Source organism: Chryseobacterium mucoviscidosis, from assembly GCF_002177115.1.
GTDB lineage: Bacteria > Bacteroidota > Bacteroidia > Flavobacteriales > Weeksellaceae > Chryseobacterium > Chryseobacterium mucoviscidosis.
The window spans coordinates 37,734-59,434 of sequence record NZ_MVAG01000074.1; the positions used below are offsets into that span (position 1 = coordinate 37,734).

The 21,701-nt window shown below is 36.0% G+C and carries 18 protein-coding genes and 3 tRNA genes; 14 read left to right on the top strand and 7 right to left on the bottom strand.

What is annotated here, in order from left to right:
- Positions 1-337 precede the first annotated feature (337 nt).
- The 7 genes from B0E34_RS03625 to B0E34_RS03655 all read left to right on the top strand — a co-directional run bounded on the left by B0E34_RS03625 (position 338) and on the right by B0E34_RS03655 (position 10,748).
- Entirely contained in the window at positions 338-1,081 is a 744-nt protein-coding gene (locus B0E34_RS03625) for a glycerophosphodiester phosphodiesterase family protein (protein WP_087706840.1), read from the top strand.
- A gap of 311 nt (positions 1,082-1,392) precedes the next feature.
- Positions 1,393-4,356, top strand: a complete 2,964-nt coding sequence (locus B0E34_RS03630; protein ID WP_087706842.1) for a SusC/RagA family TonB-linked outer membrane protein — start codon at positions 1,393-1,395, stop codon at positions 4,354-4,356.
- An 11-nt stretch (positions 4,357-4,367) separates the two neighbouring features.
- Positions 4,368-5,819, top strand: a complete 1,452-nt coding sequence (locus B0E34_RS03635) for a SusD/RagB family nutrient-binding outer membrane lipoprotein (RefSeq protein ID WP_087706844.1) — start codon at positions 4,368-4,370, stop codon at positions 5,817-5,819.
- Between the two features lie 87 nt (positions 5,820-5,906).
- Positions 5,907-7,490 carry a calcineurin-like phosphoesterase C-terminal domain-containing protein gene (locus B0E34_RS03640; protein ID WP_087706846.1) on the top strand — a complete coding sequence of 528 codons (1,584 nt, stop codon included), beginning with the start codon at positions 5,907-5,909 and terminating at the stop codon, positions 7,488-7,490.
- A gap of 157 nt (positions 7,491-7,647) precedes the next feature.
- Positions 7,648-8,361: a 3-ketoacyl-ACP reductase gene (locus B0E34_RS03645; protein ID WP_087706847.1), complete on the top strand. Its 714-nt coding sequence runs from the start codon at positions 7,648-7,650 to the stop codon at positions 8,359-8,361.
- A gap of 645 nt (positions 8,362-9,006) precedes the next feature.
- A complete protein-coding gene (gene prmA / locus B0E34_RS03650) occupies positions 9,007-9,834 on the top strand; it encodes a 50S ribosomal protein L11 methyltransferase (protein ID WP_087706849.1) in 828 nt (275 codons plus the stop codon).
- 71 nt (positions 9,835-9,905) lie between these two features.
- Positions 9,906-10,748, top strand: a complete 843-nt coding sequence (locus B0E34_RS03655; RefSeq protein WP_087706851.1) for an SH3 domain-containing protein — start codon at positions 9,906-9,908, stop codon at positions 10,746-10,748.
- A 176-nt stretch (positions 10,749-10,924) separates the two neighbouring features.
- Here B0E34_RS03655 and B0E34_RS03660 read toward each other — a convergent pair whose 3' ends face one another.
- The 3 genes from B0E34_RS03660 to B0E34_RS03670 are packed head-to-tail and all read right to left on the bottom strand — an operon-like array spanning position 10,925 to position 11,922.
- The gene (locus B0E34_RS03660; RefSeq protein ID WP_087706853.1) at positions 10,925-11,257 is read right to left on the bottom strand and encodes a transposase; all 333 of its coding nucleotides are present in this window, start codon (positions 11,255-11,257) and stop codon (positions 10,925-10,927) included.
- Positions 11,229-11,480 carry a hypothetical protein gene (locus tag B0E34_RS03665; RefSeq protein WP_087706855.1) on the bottom strand — a complete coding sequence of 84 codons (252 nt, stop codon included), beginning with the start codon at positions 11,478-11,480 and terminating at the stop codon, positions 11,229-11,231. Before B0E34_RS03665 ends, B0E34_RS03660 begins: the two co-directional genes overlap by 29 nt.
- Entirely contained in the window at positions 11,461-11,922 is a 462-nt protein-coding gene (locus B0E34_RS03670; protein WP_087706857.1) for a transposase, read from the bottom strand. Before B0E34_RS03670 ends, B0E34_RS03665 begins: the two co-directional genes overlap by 20 nt.
- Positions 11,923-12,416: 494 nt before the next feature.
- Here B0E34_RS03670 and B0E34_RS03675 point away from each other — a divergent pair, with 494 nt between their 5' ends.
- From B0E34_RS03675 to B0E34_RS03690, 4 genes are all read left to right on the top strand, one after another.
- Complete coding sequence (locus B0E34_RS03675) at positions 12,417-14,594, top strand: beta strand repeat-containing protein (protein WP_087706859.1); 2,178 nt, start codon at positions 12,417-12,419, stop codon at positions 14,592-14,594.
- A gap of 117 nt (positions 14,595-14,711) precedes the next feature.
- On the top strand, positions 14,712-15,707 hold the full coding sequence (locus B0E34_RS03680) for a T9SS type A sorting domain-containing protein (RefSeq protein WP_087706860.1): 996 nt from the start codon (positions 14,712-14,714) through the stop codon (positions 15,705-15,707).
- Positions 15,708-15,726: 19 nt separating this feature from the next.
- Positions 15,727-16,611, top strand: coding sequence for a phage tail-like protein (locus tag B0E34_RS03685; RefSeq protein WP_123956529.1), 885 nt, complete (start codon positions 15,727-15,729; stop codon positions 16,609-16,611).
- 400 nt (positions 16,612-17,011) lie between these two features.
- A complete protein-coding gene (locus B0E34_RS03690) occupies positions 17,012-18,721 on the top strand; it encodes a helix-turn-helix transcriptional regulator (protein WP_087706864.1) in 1,710 nt (569 codons plus the stop codon).
- A gap of 57 nt (positions 18,722-18,778) precedes the next feature.
- Here the strand turns inward: B0E34_RS03690 and B0E34_RS03695 are convergent.
- Together B0E34_RS03695 and B0E34_RS03700 are read right to left on the bottom strand one after the other, a co-directional pair.
- Positions 18,779-18,848 (bottom strand) — tRNA-Thr (locus B0E34_RS03695).
- Positions 18,831-19,019, bottom strand: coding sequence for a GIY-YIG nuclease family protein (locus B0E34_RS03700; protein WP_087706867.1), 189 nt, complete (start codon positions 19,017-19,019; stop codon positions 18,831-18,833). The genes B0E34_RS03695 and B0E34_RS03700 overlap by 18 nt, the downstream gene beginning before the upstream one ends.
- Positions 19,020-19,096: 77 nt before the next feature.
- On the opposite strand from B0E34_RS03700, the gene B0E34_RS21545 reads away from it, so the two are divergent.
- Together B0E34_RS21545 and B0E34_RS03710 are read left to right on the top strand one after the other, a co-directional pair.
- On the top strand, positions 19,097-19,306 hold the full coding sequence (locus B0E34_RS21545) for an ISAon1 family transposase N-terminal region protein (protein ID WP_228423009.1): 210 nt from the start codon (positions 19,097-19,099) through the stop codon (positions 19,304-19,306).
- 182 nt (positions 19,307-19,488) lie between these two features.
- On the top strand, positions 19,489-20,421 hold the full coding sequence (locus B0E34_RS03710; protein ID WP_228423010.1) for an ISAon1 family transposase: 933 nt from the start codon (positions 19,489-19,491) through the stop codon (positions 20,419-20,421).
- Between the two features lie 91 nt (positions 20,422-20,512).
- Here B0E34_RS03710 and B0E34_RS03715 read toward each other — a convergent pair.
- Both B0E34_RS03715 and B0E34_RS03720 read right to left on the bottom strand, forming a co-directional pair.
- Positions 20,513-20,586: transfer RNA gene (locus B0E34_RS03715), tRNA-Arg, on the bottom strand.
- An 8-nt stretch (positions 20,587-20,594) separates the two neighbouring features.
- Positions 20,595-20,669 (bottom strand) — tRNA-Pro (locus B0E34_RS03720).
- A 168-nt stretch (positions 20,670-20,837) separates the two neighbouring features.
- On the opposite strand from B0E34_RS03720, the gene B0E34_RS03725 reads away from it, so the two are divergent.
- Positions 20,838-21,203: a hypothetical protein gene (locus tag B0E34_RS03725; RefSeq protein ID WP_087706870.1), complete on the top strand. Its 366-nt coding sequence runs from the start codon at positions 20,838-20,840 to the stop codon at positions 21,201-21,203.
- Positions 21,204-21,701 lie beyond the last annotated feature (498 nt).

Here is a 21,701-nt window from a genome sequence, read left to right on the forward strand (position 1 = left end):
CAACCGCAAAAGAGACAAAAGACTTTGTTGGATTTATTTAAAGTATTTCAAAAGTCTGCAAGAGAAAAATCTTTGATTTTTTTAACTTATGTGCTCTTTTTTTACATTTAAGTACTCAACTTAAATAACTAAAGTGTTACAATCTTTTGCGGTAAAAAAGTTTAGACAAGTTTAATGTAAAAAATGTAAATGGTCAATTTTGCTTTGCAAGTCAATTGTTAATATTAAATGATTGAGAATTGACAGCGAAGGACGCACGATTGACTATTCACTTAAATAAATTTATATACCTTTATCTGAAAGTTGAAAGACTTTCGAATACTATTCAAATTATATTATGAAAAATTTTATCTTAGGGTTCGCAGTTTTAAGCACAGTAGTAATGAAGGCACAAACCCAGATCGTAGCACACAGAGGATATTGGCAGACGCAGCCGCCCACGACAGAGAATTCTCTGAAATCGTTGGAAAATGCACAGAATTTAAAGATTTACGGATCTGAATTCGATGTGAGAATGACGAAAGACGGAGTTTTGGTGGTAAACCACGACGAACATCACGCTAAAATGGAAATTTCCGAAACCGATTTTAAAGAACTGGAAAAAGTAAAATTATCCAACGGTGAAGATTTTCCCACCCTGAAAGACTATTTAAAACAGGGAAAAAAAGATAAGTCATTAAAACTTGTGGTTGAAATAAAGCCTGACAAAACGAAGGAAAAAGAGGATGAACTGACGGCAAAAACCATCAAAATGATCAAGGATATGAAGCTTGGAGCGCAATGCGATTTCATTTCTTTCAGCTTAAATATCTGTAAGGAAATTAAAAGACTGGAACCCACTTTTAAAGTTCAGTATTTGAAAGGAGAGCTTTCTCCGCAGCAGATCAAGGACGAAGGTTTGGATGGGATCGATTACCATTACAGCATTTTCCAGAAAAATCCTACATGGATTGCAGATTCAAAAGCTTTGGGATTGATCACCAATGCATGGACGGTAAATGACGTTGCCATTGCCAATGAATTAAAAAAGCAGGGAATCGGTTTCATCACTACCAATATTCCGGATCAGCTTAAAAAATAAGATCATGTCATCTTTATACAGAAAGTCTGTCTCTTTTGAGGCGGACTTTTTTGTTTTAAAAACTTCTTTTAAAATTCAGACAACTTTGTGGTATCCCTTAATTACTCAGGAAAAGACAATAAAATTAGGGAAATAAATCAGCTTTAAAATATTAAAAATTATTCATTCTTTTAACCTGTTGTTAACCAGTTGACTGTGCAATGTTATTAAGGTTTAATTAATATGGCGTTTAATAATTCTTTAATAAATGTTAAAATAGTATTAAAATCTTACTCGTAATATCGTTTTAGTTTTGCGCAAACAAAAAGGATATGCGTAAAGAGACACAAAAAGTACTCATTTTATCATTACTAGGACTTGTCAGTGTAAATCTGGCGGCTCAGCAAAAGGCTAAAAAAGATACCATTAAAAATATCGACGAAGTGGTGGTAACCGCTTTGGGGATTAAAAGACAGGACAAATCTTTAGGTTATGTTGCCGAAAAAGTAAATTCCGGCACTTTCGAAGAAACCCAGAACAACAACTGGGCTCAGTCTATGGAGGGAAAAGTTGCAGGACTGAAGGTTCAGACTGCCGGAGCGGGACCGCTTGCCAGTTCCAGAATTACTTTAAGAGGCGAAAAGTCGATGGTATTGGATAATAATTACGCATTGATTGTTGTAGACGGAATTCCTCTGGGAAATTCCACCACAGGAACCGGAACTCCGGCTTACGGAGCGGGTTCCGGAGGGGATGTTCCGATTGATTTAGGAAACGGACTGAACAGCATCAATCCCGATGATATTGAATCAGTAACCGTTCTGAAAGGAGCTTCTGCAGCCGCTTTATACGGATCCCGTGCTGCGAACGGAGCTTTGATGATCACCACAAAATCAGGAAAAAGTAAAAACGGAAAAATTCAGGTAACCTTCAATTCCTATTCAAGTTATGATACGGTTCTGAAATGGCCGGATTGGCAGTACGAATACGGACAGGGAACTTTGGCTAAAAATACAGCAGGTCAATTTTATTATTCTTACGGCGCTTCTGCAGACGGCGTAAGTACGGGAGGAACAAGCAGTGCTTTCGGACCGAAATTCGCAGGACAGTATTATTTTCAGTATGATCCTACCGTTGGTGGACAGAGTAAGGAAAGACAGCTTTGGAGAGCTTATGAAGACAATATCAAAGGATTCTGGAGAACAGGTTCTACTTATTCTAACAGTCTTTCGGTGGAAAGTTCCAATGATAAAACCAATTTCAGAACATCGCTTACCTATCTTAATAACGAATGGATGATGCCGAATACAGGTTTCGACCGACTGAATTTTGCTTTGTCGTTCGCGCATCAGTTAACTAAAAAATTAAAAGTATCCACCAAATTTACTTTCAATAAAACTTCAAGTGACAATCTTCCGGCAACGGGATACAATAACCAGTCGATTTCCTATTTCATGATCTTCCAGAATCCGAATGTGGATCTTGCATGGTATCAACCCATCTGGAAACCGGGACAGGTTCAGATCGATCAGATTCACCCTTTCAGTACATTTATCGACAATCCTTACCTCATCGCTTATGAAATGCTGAACGGAGTGGATAAAAAAACGATTTTCGGAAACATTACGGCAGATTATCAGTTCAATAAAAATTTCAGCCTCATGTTGAGATCCGGACTGGAAGTGCTGAACGAAAAAAGAACAACAAAACGTCCGTGGAGTTCCGCCAATTATGCAAAAGGATTCTACAGAGAGCAGTACATTAAAAATCACGAATACAACAACGATGTTTTATTTTCGTACAAACAGAACTTTAATAAATTCAATATTTCTGCATCTGCCGGAGGAAGCATCCGTTACAATCAGTATGTGATGAATGATTATCAGGCGAACGGATTGAAAATTGCAGGAGAATACAACCTTACCAATGCGCTTGGAATTGATGTAAAATATCCGAGACCGGGAGACGAACAGGTAAACAGTGTCTATGGTTTGGTAACATTGGGATACGACAATAAATTCTTTGTGGATGTTACCGGAAGAAACGACTGGAGTTCCACACTTCCGAAATCCAACAGATCATTCTTTTATCCTTCCGTAAGTACCAGTTTCATCCTTTCAGAAATTTTTAAACTGAAAAGCGACCGTTTCAATTACTGGAAACTGAGAGCTTCGTGGGCAAAAGTAGGAATCGACGGTTCTCCTTATCAGTTGGATACCTATTACGATACCAGTTCAATCACAGGAAGTGTGGTGGCGAGAAATATCTTCAATAATCCTAATCTTAAGCCTGAAAAAAATGCCAACGTAGAAGCGGGAATGGATTTCAGCGTATTAAAAAACAGATTGAATTTTAATTTCACGCTGTATCAGAACATGAGTGAAAACCAGATTATTCCGGTTTCTCTTCCTTATGAAAGCGGTTATTCCCAAAGAATCATCAACGCAGGAAAAATCCGAAACAGAGGTATGGAATTATCTTTAAATACAACACCTTTTAAAACCAAAAGCTTCTCCTGGATGATCGGAGCCAACTGGTCTGCCAACGAAAACAGAGTACTTACCACGTCCGAAGGTTTCGACGGAATTATTTCAACCGTGGGAGGAGTGGTTTTTTATAAAGCCGTTGTAGGAGGTTCTTTAGGAGATATGTATGGTTTCAAACTGGTAAAAAACAGTCAGGGACAGGTTGTTTATGACAACGCAGGATTGCCTTTAAGACCTGCAGAAATAGAAAAAGTAGGAAATGCATTCCCGAAATGGAGAGCCGGTCTACAGAATGATTTTAAAATTAAAAATTTCACCGTAAGCTTCTCATTCGATGGTCAGTACGGTGGCGTTGCGTATTCGCAGTCGCATCACAAAATGTCGGAACAGGGAAAACTGAAATCTACACTTCCGGGAAGAGACAATCCGAACGGAATGATCGTAGGAGAAGGAGTTGTACAGAATCCGGACGGTTCTTACAGCCCGAATACAAAAGCGGTTACCGTATCTGCTTATTATGCAGAATACTACAGAAGAGCCAACGTGGAAACGAATACATTCAGCACAGATTTTATCAAACTGAGAGATGCAAGAATCGCCTATTCTTTCCCGAAAGAAACCATAAAATCTTTAGGACTGCAGGATCTTACCTTAGCTATTTTCGGAAAAAATCTATGGATGTGGACGAAGTTCCCGATGTTTGATCCTGAAGTAGCAACTTTAGATAACGCAACCATTACTCCCGGAGTGGAAATGGGGCAGCTTCCAACCGCCAGAACCGTTGGATTTCAGTTAAATCTTAAATTTTAAATCTTAAAAAAATGAAAAAATTATTCATCAACATAGCTTTGGTTGCTTCACTTTTTATTTTCAATTCTTGCGACAGAAATTTTGAAGAAATCAACACAGATACCAGTAAAATTCTCAATCCGTCTGTAGGAAGCCTTCTTGCTCCCATTCAGTACGAAATGGCAAACTACGGATACAGCAGAGCCAATGATTTCACTTTCGATATCATGCAGATCGGTCTGGATTTTCCGAATGAAGGAAATACGTACAGCAGATATTACATGACGGAAGGAAGCGGAAACGGTGTCTGGAATACCTCTTACAAATGGCTGAAGCAGGTGAATGACCTGAGAACTTTTGCCAAAAAAGAGCAGAACAACAATTATCTGGCAATTTCCATGGTTTTGAATGCGTGGATCTACTCCAATCTTACCGATGCTTTCGGAGATGTTCCTTTTTCTGAAGCGGTAAAAATCGATCAGGGAATCATCACCCCGAAATACGACAGCCAGAAAGAGATTTATGTTCAGCTTTTAAATGATCTTAAAACAGCAAACAGTTTATTCGATACCACCAAAACATTAACGGAAACGGATCTTTTCTATAATGCCAATAATAATGTGACGGGAATCGTTAACTGGAAGAAGTTCTGTAATTCTTTGTCATTAAGATTGTTAACGAGAATTCTGAAAAGGAACGGAGAAGTCAACGTTCATGAAAGAATTCAGGAAATTGTAAGCAATCCTGCCACATATCCGATTTTCCAGAACAATACAGACAGTGCTTTATTAACGATTTCAGGAATTTCACCTTACCTTCCGCCGATCGCAAGACCACAGGATTTTACAGCGTACCGTGCCGCAGGAGAATTTTTTGTGAATGCCATGAAAAACAATAATGATCCGAGAATGAGCATGTTCTTCACACAGGCAAAAGATCTGGCAACGAATGCAAACATCGGTTACAAAGGTGCTCCTTCAGGATATGCTTTGGGAAGTGCTTTCAATTATCAGCCTTCGAATTTCAACCAGAATCTTGCAAAAGCGCCGTTGAAAGATTTAATCATGACCTATTCTGAGGTTCAGTTTATCCTTGCAGAGCTTTCTTTCAAAGGAATTATTACAGGAAATACCCAGACCTATTATGAAAACGGGGTAAAATCGATCATTGAACAATGGGGAGCCACTGTTCCAGCCAATTATTTTACCAACGCTAATGTGTCTTACAACGGAACTTTTGAAAGAATTATGCTTCAGAAATACATTTCCTTATTCTTTGTAGACCATCAGCAATGGTACGAATACAGAAGAACAGGATTCCCGGTTTTACCGAACAACGGCGGGCTTCAGAACAATGGACAGATGCCGGTAAGATTTATGTATCCTACCCAGACCAAAGTAATGAACACGGCAAACTACAATGCAGCAGTTCAGGCAATGGGTGGAGACAATATTAATATTAAAATGTGGTGGAATAAACCATAAACTTATCCGTAGGATCGGGCTTTAGCCCGATTTTAGAGAAATAATTAGATTGGCTTTAGCCAAAACTTAAATGTAAATATCAATACAATGAACATAAAATTTTTAATGCCTTGTCTTTTAATTTCAGTAATGGCATTTTCACAGGCTTCTGTTTCGGGATATGTGTACGAAGACAGCAACAAAAATCAGAAGAGGGAAAACAAAGAAAAAGGAATCGAAGGAGTGGCGGTTTCCAACGGAGCTCAGGTTGTGTTAACCGATAAAAACGGAAGATACAGTCTTCCTGTTCAGGACGGACAGACCATTTTTGTCATCAAACCTTCCGGCTACATGACTCCTCTAAATGCAAACAATCTTCCTCAATATTATTATCAGTACAAGCCAAAAGGCTCTCCCACAGATTTTAAATACAAAGGTTCTGCACCTACAGGCGAGCTTCCGAAAGAAATTAATTTTGCCTTAAATAAACAGAATGAAAGCAAAAATTTTGATATTCTGGTTTTCGGAGATCCGCAGCCTTACACAGAAAAACAATTGGATTACTTTCGAAGAGCCATTGTAAATGAAGTAAAAAGCACGAAGAAAAATGCGGTTTTAGGAATCAGTCTTGGAGATTTGGTAGGAGATAATTTAAGCCTGCAAAAACCTTACGCAGACGTGATGAAAGAAATCGGGCTTCCTTGGTATAACGTGATGGGAAATCATGACATGAACTACGAAGCGAAAGAAGATATGCTTTCCGATGAGACTTTTGAATCCAATTTCGGACCTGCAAATTATTCCTTCAATTACGGAAATGTACATTTTATTATTTTGGATGATATTTTGTATCCCGATCCGCGCGATGGAAAAGGATATTGGGGAGGTTTCCGTGAAGATCAGATGCAGTTTATCGAAAACGATCTGAAACTGGTGGATAAAAATAAACTAATCGTTGTTTCTTTCCATATTCCTCTGGAGCATAAAAATGAAGACAACTTCAGAAACGCAGACCGCCAGAAATTATTTGATAACCTTGCTCCGTTTAAAAACGCTTTGTTGCTTTCGGCGCACACTCACGTTCAGCAGCAGCTTTTTTACGGGAAAAAAGCAGGATGGAACGGTTCAAAAGATCTTCATGAATACAATGTAGGAACAACCTGCGGCGATTGGTGGTCCGGAACTTCTGATGATTTGGGATTGCCTACTTCCACGATGAGAGACGGAACAGCAAAAGGATATTCTTTCATCAGTTTTAACGATAACGAATATAAAGTAAAATATAAAACTGCCGGAAAGCCGGAAGATTATCAGATCAATTTATATGTTCCGAAAGTAGTTCCTTTCCCTTCAAAAACTTCTGCTAAAGTTTTGGCAAACTTCTTCATAGGAAGCAAAAAAGACAAAGTAGAATACAGAATAGACGGCGAAAAATGGGAAGAAATGCAATATGACGAAACCGTAGATCCGAGTTTTGCAATGTCGGTTTTCAAGTGGGACACTACGCAGAATATTTTCCCCGGAAGAAGACCTTCCAATCCGGAATCTTCAAAACACATCTGGACCGGAGATTTCCCGAAAAAACTTTCTTTAGGAAAGCATAAAGTTGAGGTAAGAGCAACGGATATGTATGGAAACCAGTTCTCTGCCACAGAAGAATTTGACGTTCAGAACCAGATTATTATTCCTTAATTTTCATTTATTACTATACTTTCAAAGAAACCGGCTCTACTTTGGAGTCGGTTTTGCTTTAAACATAAGCGGTTATTTATAAATTAATCATAATACGGATTTTTAGCTCGGCTAATGTTTCGTAAATTTGCATCAACGAATAAAAAATTCTTTAAAAATGGATATAAACGGAAAAAATGCCATCGTTACAGGAGGCGGAAGAGGATTGGGAAAAGCTGTGGCTTTAGCTTTGGCAAGTGAAGGAGTAAATGTAGCCATCACGGGAAGAAATGAAGAAAACCTTAAAATGGTAGTCGATGAAATCCAGAAACTGGGAGTAAAATCGGCTTACGCAGTTTTCAGTATTGATAATGAAATCCATGTAAAAGCAGGAATCGATTCTATTGCCGAGCAATTGGGAGGTGTTGATATTTTAATTAACAACGCAGGGATCGGAGATTTCGGTTCTATCGAAGAAATGCCTTCCGAAACCTGGGAACAGGTGATTAAAACCAATCTTTTCGGGGTATATTATGCAGCAAAAGCGGTTTATCCTTTCATGAAAGAAAAAGGAGAGGGGGATATTGTTAACGTTGCATCTACGGCAGGTCTGAAGGGCGGACCAAATATGTCGGCTTATGCAGCATCCAAAGCAGCGGTGGTTTCCCTGTCTCAATCAATGATGGCAGAATGGAGAAAACAGAATATTCGTGTTATTACTTTAACGCCGAGTACGATTGCTTCAGATATGTCGATTCAGGGTGGTTTAACAGACGGAAATCCTGAAAAAGTTCTTCAGCCGGAAGACTTTGCAGAGTGGGTAAGAGATATTTTAAAAATGAACAGAAGAGCGTTGATCGCAAACGGTTCTATTTTCTCTACCAATCCATAATTGGTTTAAAGTTTAAAATTTAAAGTTTTGAGTTCTGGATTTTTTTCGGACTCAAGATACAAAACAATTGTAAAAGTGGACTTCGGTTCGCTTTTTTTCTGCGGGAAATCTGTCATTCTGAACGGGAACGAAGTGAGAGTGAAGAATCTCTAATAAATAAACGACAGATTTTTCTTCCTTCAGAAATCGAGATTCTTCCTTCGTCAGAATGACAAAGAAAACCATTAAGAACATTTAAGCAGTTAAGAGAGATTAAGAATTTGCAGTTAAACTGAAGGATAAGTTTAAAAATAATTAGTATGTAATAAAAATTTCTCTCTGTGCTTGTTTAAGTGAAACGCCTTAGTGAACTTAAAAATATCCAGTAAGTTTTTAAAAGAAAATCTTCGCGGACTTTGCGTTAAAAACAAGAACAGCAATGTTTTAGTAAATAAAAAAGATAGATTCTTCCTTCGTCAAAATGACAAAGTAACCGTGTTACCTTCGCTGAGTGAAACGCCTTTGCGAACGAAGAATATACAGTACACTATTAAGAAAATCTTCGTGCACTTTGTGTTAAAAACAAAACTAATCGCTTTAAAAACAAAACCAGCAATATTCCAATAAATCAAAAAAGTAGTTTTATTTTTGCAACAAATTATTCACATGCAAAATTATTTAGAATTCGATTTCAAAATCACACCGCTTCAGCCGTGGAACGAAATATTAATGGCAGAACTTATTGAGATAGGTTTCGACAGTTTTACGGAAGAAATCAACGGTATTTTAGGATATATTCAGAAAGAATTATTTAATGAAGAAGAGCTGAAATCTCTGCCGCTTTTTCAGAATGATGAGGTAAAAATTGAATATACTTTTAAAGAAATGCCGAACATCAACTGGAATGAAGAGTGGGAAAAGAACTTCGAGCCGATTAATATTGACGATAAAGTACTGATCAGAGCAGAGTTCCACGAATCAGTTCCGGGAATGCACGAAATTGTTATTCAGCCGAAAATGTCTTTCGGAACAGGACATCATCCGACAACGCATCTGATGATTCAGCAGATGATGGATATTGATTTTAAAGGTAAAAAAGTTCTGGATATGGGTTGCGGAACGTCGGTTCTGGCAATTTATGCAAAACAGATCGGAGCCGGAGAAACCAAAGCGATTGATATTGATGAATGGTCGGTGGAAAACTCCAAAGAAAATGCAGTAAGAAATAATGTGGAACTGGATATTGAGTTGGGAACTGCGGAAAATTTAGGCAAAGAACATTACGATATTATTTTGGCAAACATCAACAGAAATATTTTAATTTCAGACATTCCGACGTATGTTTCTGTACTAAATGAAGGTGGGAAATTACTGCTTTCCGGATTGTGTTTCTTTGATGTGGATGATATTCTTGAAGTGTGTAAGGAAAACGGTTTAACGCTTACAAAAAAACTTCAGAGAGAAGAATGGGTAAGCTTGCTGCTTGAAAAATAAATAATCAAATTTTCACTTAGCCTAAACCTCAATCTTAGCCTTAATCTTAACCTCAGTTTTAGCCAAATCTTATGAAAACCTTTTTCACCATTCTGCTTGTATTCGTTGTTCAGATTTTCTCTGCGCAGGAAGATGATTACGTGTACGCAAACGGAGTTTTCGATTTTGAAGAAAATAAAACACAGAAAATATTCACGGACTGGACGAGAATAAGACAGTCTCCGAATGTTAATTCTCCGGTTTTAGATTCTTTGCAGAGCAATCAGCAGATTTTAATTCTCAAAAAAGACGAAACGATCCTTAAATTAGGCGAAAGAAGAGCGAACTGGTTTAAAATTTCTTATCAGAAAGGCGATTCAACTTCAGAAGGCTATGTTTGGGGCGGAAATCTTTGTGTAGGGTACAGAAATAAGAATGGCTACGATTTTCTTTTCGGTCTTACTAAAACATTAGCGAAAAAAAATCCTGATTTTAACGGAACCATTCAACAAAATTACGCTTCTGTAAAAGTTATGGAAGGAAATACACTGATTGATGAGGTTTCTTTTGAAACAGGTTCGGGAGAAAGTTTAAGCTACGGAAGTTTTGCAACGGAAAGTAATCATAAGCTGAAAAACGTTGAACTGACTTTAAAAGCTACTGTTTCGGGTGAAGCTTGTGGAATTCCAAGTTATGACCAATATATTTTGTTTAAAGATAAAAAACTGATTGCTTTACCTCAGTTAATGAGTGTTGGTGATGCCGATGTTTATTACCATTCCGAAGAATTTATCTTCCCGAATGACAAAGACGGAATTCCCAATGCTTTCATCTTTAAAATGAAAGAAATGGAAAAGGATGAAAAAGACCGTGAAAAGAAGAAAAAGGCTACTAAAACGTACGTTTGGGACGGAAGTTCTTACAAACTAAAATAAAAGAAATCAATGATTGTGTATTGATTTACAGTGTATAAATTAAAAGAGGACTGAAAATGGATCAGTCCTCTTTTGGTTTTTAATTGCAACTTTGAGGTTGAATTAATTTGTCCTGCTGTTTCAAAAATCAGGTATTAGTCGACAAATCAGGACGCTGTTATATATGAAGTGTTTTTTTATCGGATGAAATTTATTTCCTTTATTTTTTTCCATTTTGTAACGGTATTTCTGCTCATTTTAAAATGACTGGCAAGTTGGCTATTGTTGAGGTTATTCTTTTTTTGATATTCAAGAATCTCGGATATTGTTTTTTTGTCGTAGGAACGGTATTGCTGATTAAAAGCTTCATTGTTCTTGCCGAATATAAGCTCATTCAGTCTTATAATGTCTACAAAAGACAGATGTTTTTTGGAAAGGAGCTTTGTGCATTTTTCCTTTTTTTCGGGATATTTTTCAGACAACAGATCATTGTAAATTCTTTTATAATTCGGTTTTTTTAATTCTTTCATACCAATAATAATATCTTTCTACTGTAAAACTTACCTTTTCATTTTCAAAATACACATACAGAACTTTCTTCATTATTTTTTTTCTTTCTACATAAATCCACAGATCTTCTTCAGAATGGTCTAAATTTTTTTCTCCTAGAAGATGAATGATTTCCTGTTTGCTTTTTTCTTTAAGCTGATGCCGCGTAATATGGTCTGCATTTTTATGTGATTGATGTTTCATTTTGCCTGATGAGACTTTTATCATGTTTGTAAATCCATTTATATAAGGTGGTTTTAGGAATATTATACTGATCCATAATTTCATTTTTAGACATTTTTCCGTTATTTACCTTTTCCAGAATAAACTCAATAATCTCTTTGGTATAGATGTTTTTCCGGAATTGCGGTAAAGACGAGGTTTTCCCAGAAGATCTTTTGTTATAATTTACATTTCTCTGGGGCGCATGCAAAATCAGGTGCTGCGAGTAAATCCTGAAAAAATCATATTCTAACAGCTTAGACCATTTCAGCAGATCTTCGCATCGGATGTCTTTACTCTCAAAATGTTTTTGAATTTGCTCTTCACAGCACTTAAAAAAATGTGTAATTCTCTTCATATCCATATTGCTTTCTTTTACCCTCTGATGTATGAGTGTGCCAATGTGAATAGATTTATAAGCCATAATTTGTGTTTTTTTAATAATAAAGAATCAGAAGTTCAGTAAAAAAACTTCTGATTTTTTTCTTCTGAGAACCTTGGAAATTCTCATCATAATGTTAAATGATCTTTTTTGATTAACTCTGAAATTACTTTAAATAGTTTAATAAAAAGAGTGAGCTTTTAACCGAAGCAAATTTCTTTAAAAAGATTAATTCTTAAAAAAAATGTATTCCATTAATTCGGATTTTATGGAATATTCTGAAATTTTCAGGTCTTTTTTACTCCGAAAATACATGGAGAATAAAAAATTATATTGATGGGTTTAAGTTGTTGATTTTCAATTTTTTGATGTTGTTTTTTTATTATATAAAATCGTAATTTGTTGAATCATTCGTTTATTTTGAAGAACGATAAATGATAATTTTGCCCAACTTTTAATTCTTCTACATCCTCTCAGCTTACTTGTTGATACTATCGGATCTCAATCAAATTATTTGAATTAAATAATAAAAAAACATGAATAGAAAAATTGTACTCGTAATGGTATTATCCATGACCGGAATTTTAACAAATGCACAGACATCTCCCGGAAAAGTAGGGATCAATACCACATCCCCCAATGCAACATTGGACGTTGCTGGAAATCCAACAGACGTAAATGCTGCAGATGGAATTCTTGCTCCACGTCTTACAGGAGATGAATTGAAAGCAAAAGACGCTCTGTATGATACTCCACAAATAGGAACCTTGGTGTATGCAACAGCAGCAGCAAATCCTACTACGACAAAAACAATAAACGTAACCTCAGAAGGATATTACTATTTCGATAGCAATAAGGTTTGGCAGAAAGTAGTCAATGGAACTGGTGTTGCCAATGGAAATTTCTGGGCACTTACTGGGAATTCTGGAACCAATCCTGTTCCTTCTGGAACTCAATTTTTAGGAACCACAGATGCTCAAGATTTTCAGGTTAAAGTAAATAACAGCGAGATTATGCGTGTAAAGAACAGCAATGGTCACGTACATTATGGAAATATCCTAGACAGATCTGCATCGCCCAATGTTCAAGATGCTGATAGAAACTGGACTGGAGGAACAGCTACACTTTCGACTAGTTATCAAAACCTTCCAAGCAGTTTTGCCGTTGGGAACGAAATTACCAGTATTCCAGCTGGAAATTCAGGAACGGCAAATGTACGCTTCAACTCGGTTGTAACAGGAGCTGTCAATAACAATTATTTTGGAACGTATTTGTTTGACGTCCTTCGTGGTGGAGGAACAGCTCCCATAAGAGGTCTTTTTCAAAATTTATTTTTAGATAATGGAGCTACATACAGCGGACAAACCATTAGTGGTAATGCAAGTACAGTTACTATTCGTACAACAACTACTACTGCAACTCCAGGTCTTTTTACCGCTGCTTATGATGGAACTTTTAATAACGCAGGAACTGTATCTGGATCAGGCTATGTTGCGGGATTAAAAGCACAAGTTGGGGGGGCAGGAAATTTTTCTGTTCCCAATATTTATGGGGTAAGAGGTCTGCTTACTGGAGGTAATATCTCTGGCAATGGAATTGGTGTAGAGGGTTTTATTTCATCGGGGACTTATGGTACAGGTACTCAATCCATAGGGTTGCGTTCGGAAGTTTCTGCTTCTCAGGTTAAGAATGGTTACGGTTTGTACATTGGTACTATAAACGGTACAGATTCTCAATATGGTATTTATCAATCAGATGCAGACAACAACATTTTATTTGGGAATACCAGAATTGGGAATACTACAAACCCTGTAGCTACATTAGATGTTGCGGGTACAGCAAGGGTATCCAATACTACGGCAAGTACTGCTACAAAAGTCTTGGGAGCAGATGCAAACGGGCAATTGAATGATATTACACTGGGATCAGGATTGGGATTATCTGCCGGAACATTATCAAATACAGGTGTTACGGGTTTATCTGCAACAGCTCCCATCACAGTAAGTGCTTCTACAGGAACAGCCACAATCGCTATCACCAGAAATGATCTTAATACAGGTACAAGCTCTTCCACGGCTACAAATCCGGTAACCATTACTAACGGAACAAGTGCTGTTGTAAACGGAGCAAATACTTCGGTTACGGTAAATAATACGGCTCCTTTATGGAATGCCAATCAGTTGCAGGGAGCCAATGTAAGTACAGCCGTACCCACAGATAAACAATACCTCAAATATAATGGTACAACTTCGCAATGGGAACCTACAACAGTGGATAAATCCGGAGCATCGGCAACCAATACAGGAACACAGAGTTTTGTGATTACTGCCGGAACTTCTTCTACCACACAGATTGCTTTAAACAATAAAACATTCGGTGGAAAGGTGGCAGATAATTTAAATGAATTTGATATTTCAACAGGCAAATTTACAGCAAAAGGCGACGGAGTAAGAGTTTTTTCTATTGCGTATAACTTTACGAGAAGCGGAACGGGAGCTACACCGGTTATCAGTTTTGCCATAAACGGAGTTTCAGGATCATCACAGTCTATCAATACTTCGGGAACCACAATTACCGGAACCTATATTTTCGCAGCCTATTTAACGAACGGCAGTACGTATTATCCGGAAATTAATATTACACTGGGCGGATCTACCAATCAGACCTATACTTTTACCCCAAACAGTAACTTTTTTGTAGTAACACAGCCTTGATTTTTCTGATGTTTTGAAACTTTCTGAATTTAAAACAGAAACAGAATAATCTGTAAAAAAATGTAACATTCTTGATTTTAAGAAATTATAAAACAGAATTTTTTTAAAATAATTTTTATGAACAAAAAGTATGTATTCGTACTTTTAGTATGTTCTTCACTAGGGTTTGCCCAGCAGACACTGAAAACAGAAAATTACGAAAAGTACGCCACTACAAAAACAACGAGTGGCAAGATCGCTAAAAGCATAAACGAAGGGCTTTTTGCGGAAAACCTGATGGCATATCCGGGTTATGGAACTACGCAAAAACACTTTGTAATAGGGGAATTGGGAGCTTTACAAAATATTTACACCAACGTTTCCAAAGAAGAAAATACCTTGCTGGTTTCTTTTATCCTTAACCTTTCGAAAATTGATGAAAAAAAAGAATTTCATCTTCTGGATCTGAAGGTACCAACTTCCATGTATAAAGGAAACAGTTTTGTACAACTGGCGGTAAAAAATGTGGGAAAACAATTTGTATTTACTTTAACAGACAGCAATAATCCTGAAAACAAAGCATATCCTGCAAATACTTTTAATTATAATGAAGATCATTTGGTAGTATTAAAAATAAGCAATTTTAACACGACAAAAGCTGCCTGCGAATTATTTACCGATGAAGACATTACGAATTTAACAGGAAGTATTGCAAAACTGCAGGATCTTAAATTACCTGCGAATAAAGAGCATGAAAACGGTAATGGAATTTTGTTTACCGCAGTACTACATCAAAGTAATAAAACATCTTCGACTGAAGGAAAAGTTGGTCTTCTGAAAATAAGCAGAGGAAAAGAGAAAGATATTCAGGATTTGGTAAATACAGAAACTACCAAATTAGCAGCTTCACAGGCAAAGCAGGGGATTCTCCAGCTATCTTCAAAAGAGTCTTACAAAAATGCTGAGGTAAAAATTTATAACGCAGCAGGAAATGTAGTTCAGCTTCTTTCAAACATTAGTATTGCCGATAGAGGAGTACAGGAAATCAGAATCAATCCTTTGAATCAGGGATTATACATTTTTACAATTAAGGATGCTCAAAACCAGTATCAAACCAAGTTTATCGTTAAATAAAATAAAAATCAAACAAAAAATGAAGAAATTATTTATCATTGCAGGTGCATTTGCACTATCATCAGTATCTCATGTAGAAGCTCAGTCGGGAATAGCTGTGGAAAAAATTGCAATAGGTACAGAAGCAGTATACAACAGTGGACTGGATGATACTAAAATTGCCTATTTTCAAAATCAGCCTTCAACCGGCAATGGTACTTTTATCCATAACAGCGGATCTGTTACCATCGGAGATAAAAATACAGAAAACAGCAAAGCGCTTTTAGAATTATCTGCTACAGATAAAGGTTTTTTACCTACAAGACTTACCTCGGCACAAATCAATGCTTTGGGAGCATCTGCTTCAGAGCGCGGCATGATTGTGTATGATACTACCAAAAAATGTCTTTCCTTGTTTGATGGTTCAGCATGGAACTGTGTAGGAGGTTCAGGATCAGGAGCTGTTTTTGTCGATTATAAGATTGTGGGTGCAGGAGGAACATTTAATGCCAATAATAATCAGGCAGGTTTCTCGCCGTATATCGTTAAATCTGATGATTATCTGATAGAATGGCAGGCGAAATCTACCAATGCGCTTGGTTTTAATGTTTCCGTAGGAAATGCAACGCCTTACACGCTTCCTTTAGGAATCAATGCAGCAGCTAATTTCATCTTGCCGGATCCTGCTACATGTAAAGGAAGACAACTGAAAATTTACAACAATTCTTATGAAGCGAATTATCCTTCCGGAGCATATACTTATATCTGGACAAATTATCCGATTTATAATACAGCCAACAGCGGACAGTTTGCTTACGGATTACCGGCAGTTACCAACTATCAGATAGCTTGGGGAGCGAATCTTAATAAAGTTACCATTACAAGTAACGGAACGTATTGGGTGTCGGATAATTACAATAATTAATATAAGATCTTTACTAATTAATCAGAAAAGATTATGGATTTCATCCTATATCTAAGAGCGAAATTTGGGAAAAGAATGTTTTTTAAATTCTGAACAAATTTCGATAACAATAAACGGGTTGTTTTTAAAAATATTATTCCGCGAAATAAAATGTTGGAAAGTATCTTAATCGTTTTATTTTCGTTGATGTCAGAAAGGCAAAAAGTCAATATTTAATTTTAGACAGCCTCGTTTTTTAGAAATAATTTTGATTTGCACCTCAGATTAATTTGAGGTGCTTTTTATTTATGTTTGATATAATTTAAAAAGAATATTGATAAAACATATCATATCAGTATTTTAAATCAGAGAAAATAAGCATACTATACAACTGAAATGTTATTTTTGTATAAACCTAAGAATGATGAAAAGCTTCTTCCGTAAAAAAATATTCATATTATTTCTATACTGTATTCCTGTGTGTGCCATAGCGGGACAAAAAAGTATTCAGAAGAATGCAGATTCTTTACAAAAATATTCTTTGGGTGATCTCATCAGAAAATCTTATTCTGAAAAAAATCCTAAAATCTATTGTGATGAGATGGCAAAAAGAAATTTGTCCGACAAAGATAAAATGAAATATTATAGAATCTGTGGAGAAAAGTATTATCTGGAAATAATGAATAACTTCGATAAATCACTACAGTTTATAAAAATTTCTAATTTTTACGCACAAAAAGAAGAGGATTTTACAATGTATGCCAACAATTTGAATATGATAGCGTTAATATATGCTCTTCAAAATAACAATGATTTGGCATTGTTCTGCCTGAAAAAAAAGAGAATGTACGAATCCAAAGATAAGTCTAACATTCAGGAATTGATTTTTGGAGGTGATGAAGGTTTGGTGTATGGAGTAATAGGTGATTTTGACAAGAAAATAAAAGGCTACATAAAAGCAGTAAAAGATTTGGATGATTATCTGGCTAATCAAAAAAAAATCGCGCCTGAAATCTTTTTAGAAATAAATCGTGCTAAGCGGGAAAAATATAACAGTATTGTTGACGCCTATCTGCTGCAGAAAAAATTAGATTCTGCAGCTTTTTATCTAAAAAAAATCAAAAGTTTACCTTTGTCTTTAAGTGATTTGGATAGCGAAGGAGTACGTGATAGTGAAATTCATTACGCTATTTTATCGGGAAATCTCGATGATGCTATTGAAAAGGCAAATAAAGATTTAAATGAATTTAGAGATGACAAAGTAACAGTTTTTTACGACTCGTACTATTTAGCACAGGCTTATCTTCTCAAAAAAAAATATGAAACCTCATTGGCTTACTGTGAACAGGCACTTAAATCAAAACAAATAAGTTTTGGATTTATCAACTACGAGCTTGAACTTTATAAAATCGCAATGCAGGCAACTGATAAAATGGGAGATGAAAAAGCATATCTTAAATATTCCCGGCTTTATGAGAAGGCAAATCAAAAGTTTGATTACAATTCAAAGGCAGATTTCATTGCCAAACTCTATAATTTAGACCAAATACAACCTCTTGAATATGAATTGAACCATACAAAAAGCTTTATGAGCTATCTATGGATAGCTGTTTTAGTGTTAGGATTGCTTACTGCTTATTTAGTCCATCGTTTTTTTACGCTGAAAAAATATAAAAAAAGATTTATGGAAATTAATGCGCATTTAGAAAAGCAAATTCCAGCCCCGATAAAAGATGAAAACAATACCAAGTCTAATAAAAATAATCTTTCTGATGAAAAAGAAAACGAAATTCTGGATAAACTGAATAAGTTTGAACAAAAGAAACAGTTTTTATCCCCTTCGATGTCTTTAAGCGTCCTTTCTGCGCAGATAGGAACGAACACGAATTATCTTTCATCCATTATTAAAAAGCATAAACAAAGCAATTTTAATAGCTATCTGAACCAGGTAAGAATCGACTATATTGTTATGAAGTTAAAACAGAATCCCGAATATCTGAACTATAAGATCAGCTATCTTGCAGAAGAATGCGGATTTTCTTCTCACACCGTTTTCAGCAGAATTTTTATCGAAAAAATGGGGATTCCTCCTTCAAAGTTTATTGAATATCTAAAAAAGGAAAGAGGGTAATATCTTTGGGTTATTATAAACAAAAAACTCACAACAAAAGTTGTGAGTTTTTTTAAGTGAGCGCGAAAGGATTCGAACCTTTGACCGTCCCGATTACAATCGGGATGCTCTATCCGGCTGAACTCTCAATTAGCTTTTGGATTTTGGAACTGCTTTTCCATGACTTTATTTCCCTTTCTCTTTTATAAGCTTCAATTTTAGAATCAAAACTTTCTGAATAGACAACCATCCAGTCTTTAGCTATCGAAGTAAAGCCATTATGATCCGATAAATGTTTCCTTAATCTTTCCTGTAAAATTTCACAGGAATGTCCGACATAATATGGATCAGTCTCAAAACTTGGGGAGGAATTTTAAGTAGTTTTATCTTTGTATAATGCTAAGCGAACAAGAACTTCTTAAATTGTTACTTCCTGAATTTTTAGTTGAACACTTTGATATCCTCAAAGCAGAAACTCATGATGCAGAACTTCATCTTTATTTTGAAGAAAAAAGCAGTATTCCTCATGAATTTAAAGAAAGACAGTTGGAATCGAAGGGCTTTTTACCTGAAATCATTATAGATGATTATCCATCACGGGGGTAAAATCGTAAAACTTCATGTGAAAAGAAGAAGATGGACTGATAAATCCTCTGGTGAAATCCTTCAAAGAGACTGGTAGTTGGTAGCGAAAGGAGCACGCATGACAAAGGATTTAGCAGGCTTCTTAAAAAAAATTAGCCGACACTAAAGCTCTTCCCCTAAAAGTCATAGCAGATTTTTTCGGGATCAAAGGCAAGACCTTTCAGAGGCAATACAAGAATAAACTCAGCGAGTATCATAGCTGGGAACAGAAACGACACGCAGAAGACTGGATCATTTACCCTGAAAATCTCTCATCATCTTTATCCTTAGATGAAGTGGCACTCTCTGACGGAGAACTCTACACGGTGCTTACCTCCAAGACTGCACGAGGCTGGAAAGGAAGCATTGTTGCCATCATAAAAGGTACCCGGAGTGATTTTGTCATCACACATCTTTTAAAAATCAGCAGAAAACTTCGGATGAAGGTAAATGAAATTACTTTGGATATGGCGGGTTCCATGAAGCGTATTGCCCAACGCTGCTTCCCTGGTGCAACACCGGTAATTGACCGCTTTCATGTTCAGAAGCTGGCTACAGAAGCCCTTCAGGAAATTAGGATCAGACATCGTTGGGATGCTATTGAAATGGAAAATACGGCAACGCAAGGACTGGAGCATGAAAAAAACTCAGGTACAGAAATATTTGAAAACGGTGATTCACGCAAACAGCTTTTAGCAAGAAGCCGGTATTTGCTTTATAAAAGCCGTGAAAAATGGACACTTTCCCAAAAACAAAGAGCTGCTATTCTTTTTGCTCAGTATCCCGATCTGGAGAAAGCATATCAATTGACCGATGGACTGCGAAAGATTTATAATCAGAATATTCCAAAATCATTGGCGATGACTAAACTGGCACATTGGTTCAAAGAGGTGGAAGAAGCAGATTTTAAATCTTTTTCTACCTTAAGAAAAACAATAATAAATCATTACAGGGATATTTTAAGCTATTTTCATCAAAGAAGCACCAATGCCGCTGCGGAATCTTTTAATGCCAAAATAAAAAACTTCAGAATGCAGCTGCGGGGAGTAAAAGACAGAACTTTCTTTCTATTCAGATTAACTAAACTTTTTGCATAGCCCCCAAGTTTTGCGCTTGATCCCGATATAGCAGCAACACATGAAAACTAATATAAACAAAAAACCTCATAACAAAGCTATGAGGCTTAAGTGAGCGCGAAAGGATTCGAACCTTTGACCGTCTGCTTAGAAGGCAGATGCTCTATCCAGCTGAGCTACGCACCCTAAAATTGTCGGGGCGGCAGGATTCGAACCTGCGACCTCCTGGTCCCAAACCAGGCGCGATGACCGGACTACGCTACGCCCCGATTGAGGTCATCTTTTTAACAAGAATTACCTTGTTTTTTGTGGTTGCAAATGTATAAACTTTTTTTGAATTATGAAAGTAAAATTGAAATAATTTTTGGTTAATTTTTTGAACATCTGTTTTTGTTATCTTTACCTGTTTAATAACCATTATTTTAGATGAAATTTAAATGAAAAATAAAATTTTGTTTTTATTCATTCTTTTGCTTGTGATTTCGTTTGTTTATAATTTCTATTTGGAACGAAGGCTATGCGTGACTATTTCAAAAATACAAACTGAAAACATCAGAAGTTTAGAACACCATTCCAATAAAAATTTCTATCAGTATGGAATTGAAAATATAGGTAAAAATTTACAACAGGAATTATTAGAAATGAAAATTGATCAATGCAGACTGAACGTTAGAAAAGATTTATTTTACATTTTTCAGGATAAAGTTGTTTATATTGGAAATGATAAAAAATGCTTAATGATAAAGGTTGGTTATCATTTTTATGGGGCTTTGTTTTATATCAAAGGATTTCAGAACATCTAAATTCATAATTCTGCGGAGCAAAACATAATGTAAGAGTTAAAAGCTAAACTAAAACAAATGACCATTACTAATTTACATATAATTGATTGGTATGACGATATTATCACATCAGTAGTTTCGTTTGAAAAGGACGTGTATCTATTTCATTGTATTCACAAAAACTTTAAAACTCATGAGAAGACATACTATTGCGTGAAGATCAATGAAATATCATTCTTACGGATTGAATCAATTCTGGTAAACCTTAAAACCTTTAAGAGAAAAGAGTGGAATATTATTAATGAATTTTTTAGAAGTAATAATAAAAAAGAGAATGCTTTTTTAGTAAAATCAACATCTTTATCAATGGGTGAAAATGGATCAGTCTCAAAAGTTGGGGAGGAATGTTAAGTAGTTTTATCTTTGTATAATGCTAAACGATCAAGAATTACTAAAGTTTTTGCTTCCACCATACTTAGTGGATTATTTTGATATTGTGAAATTTGAAGAAAAAGAAGA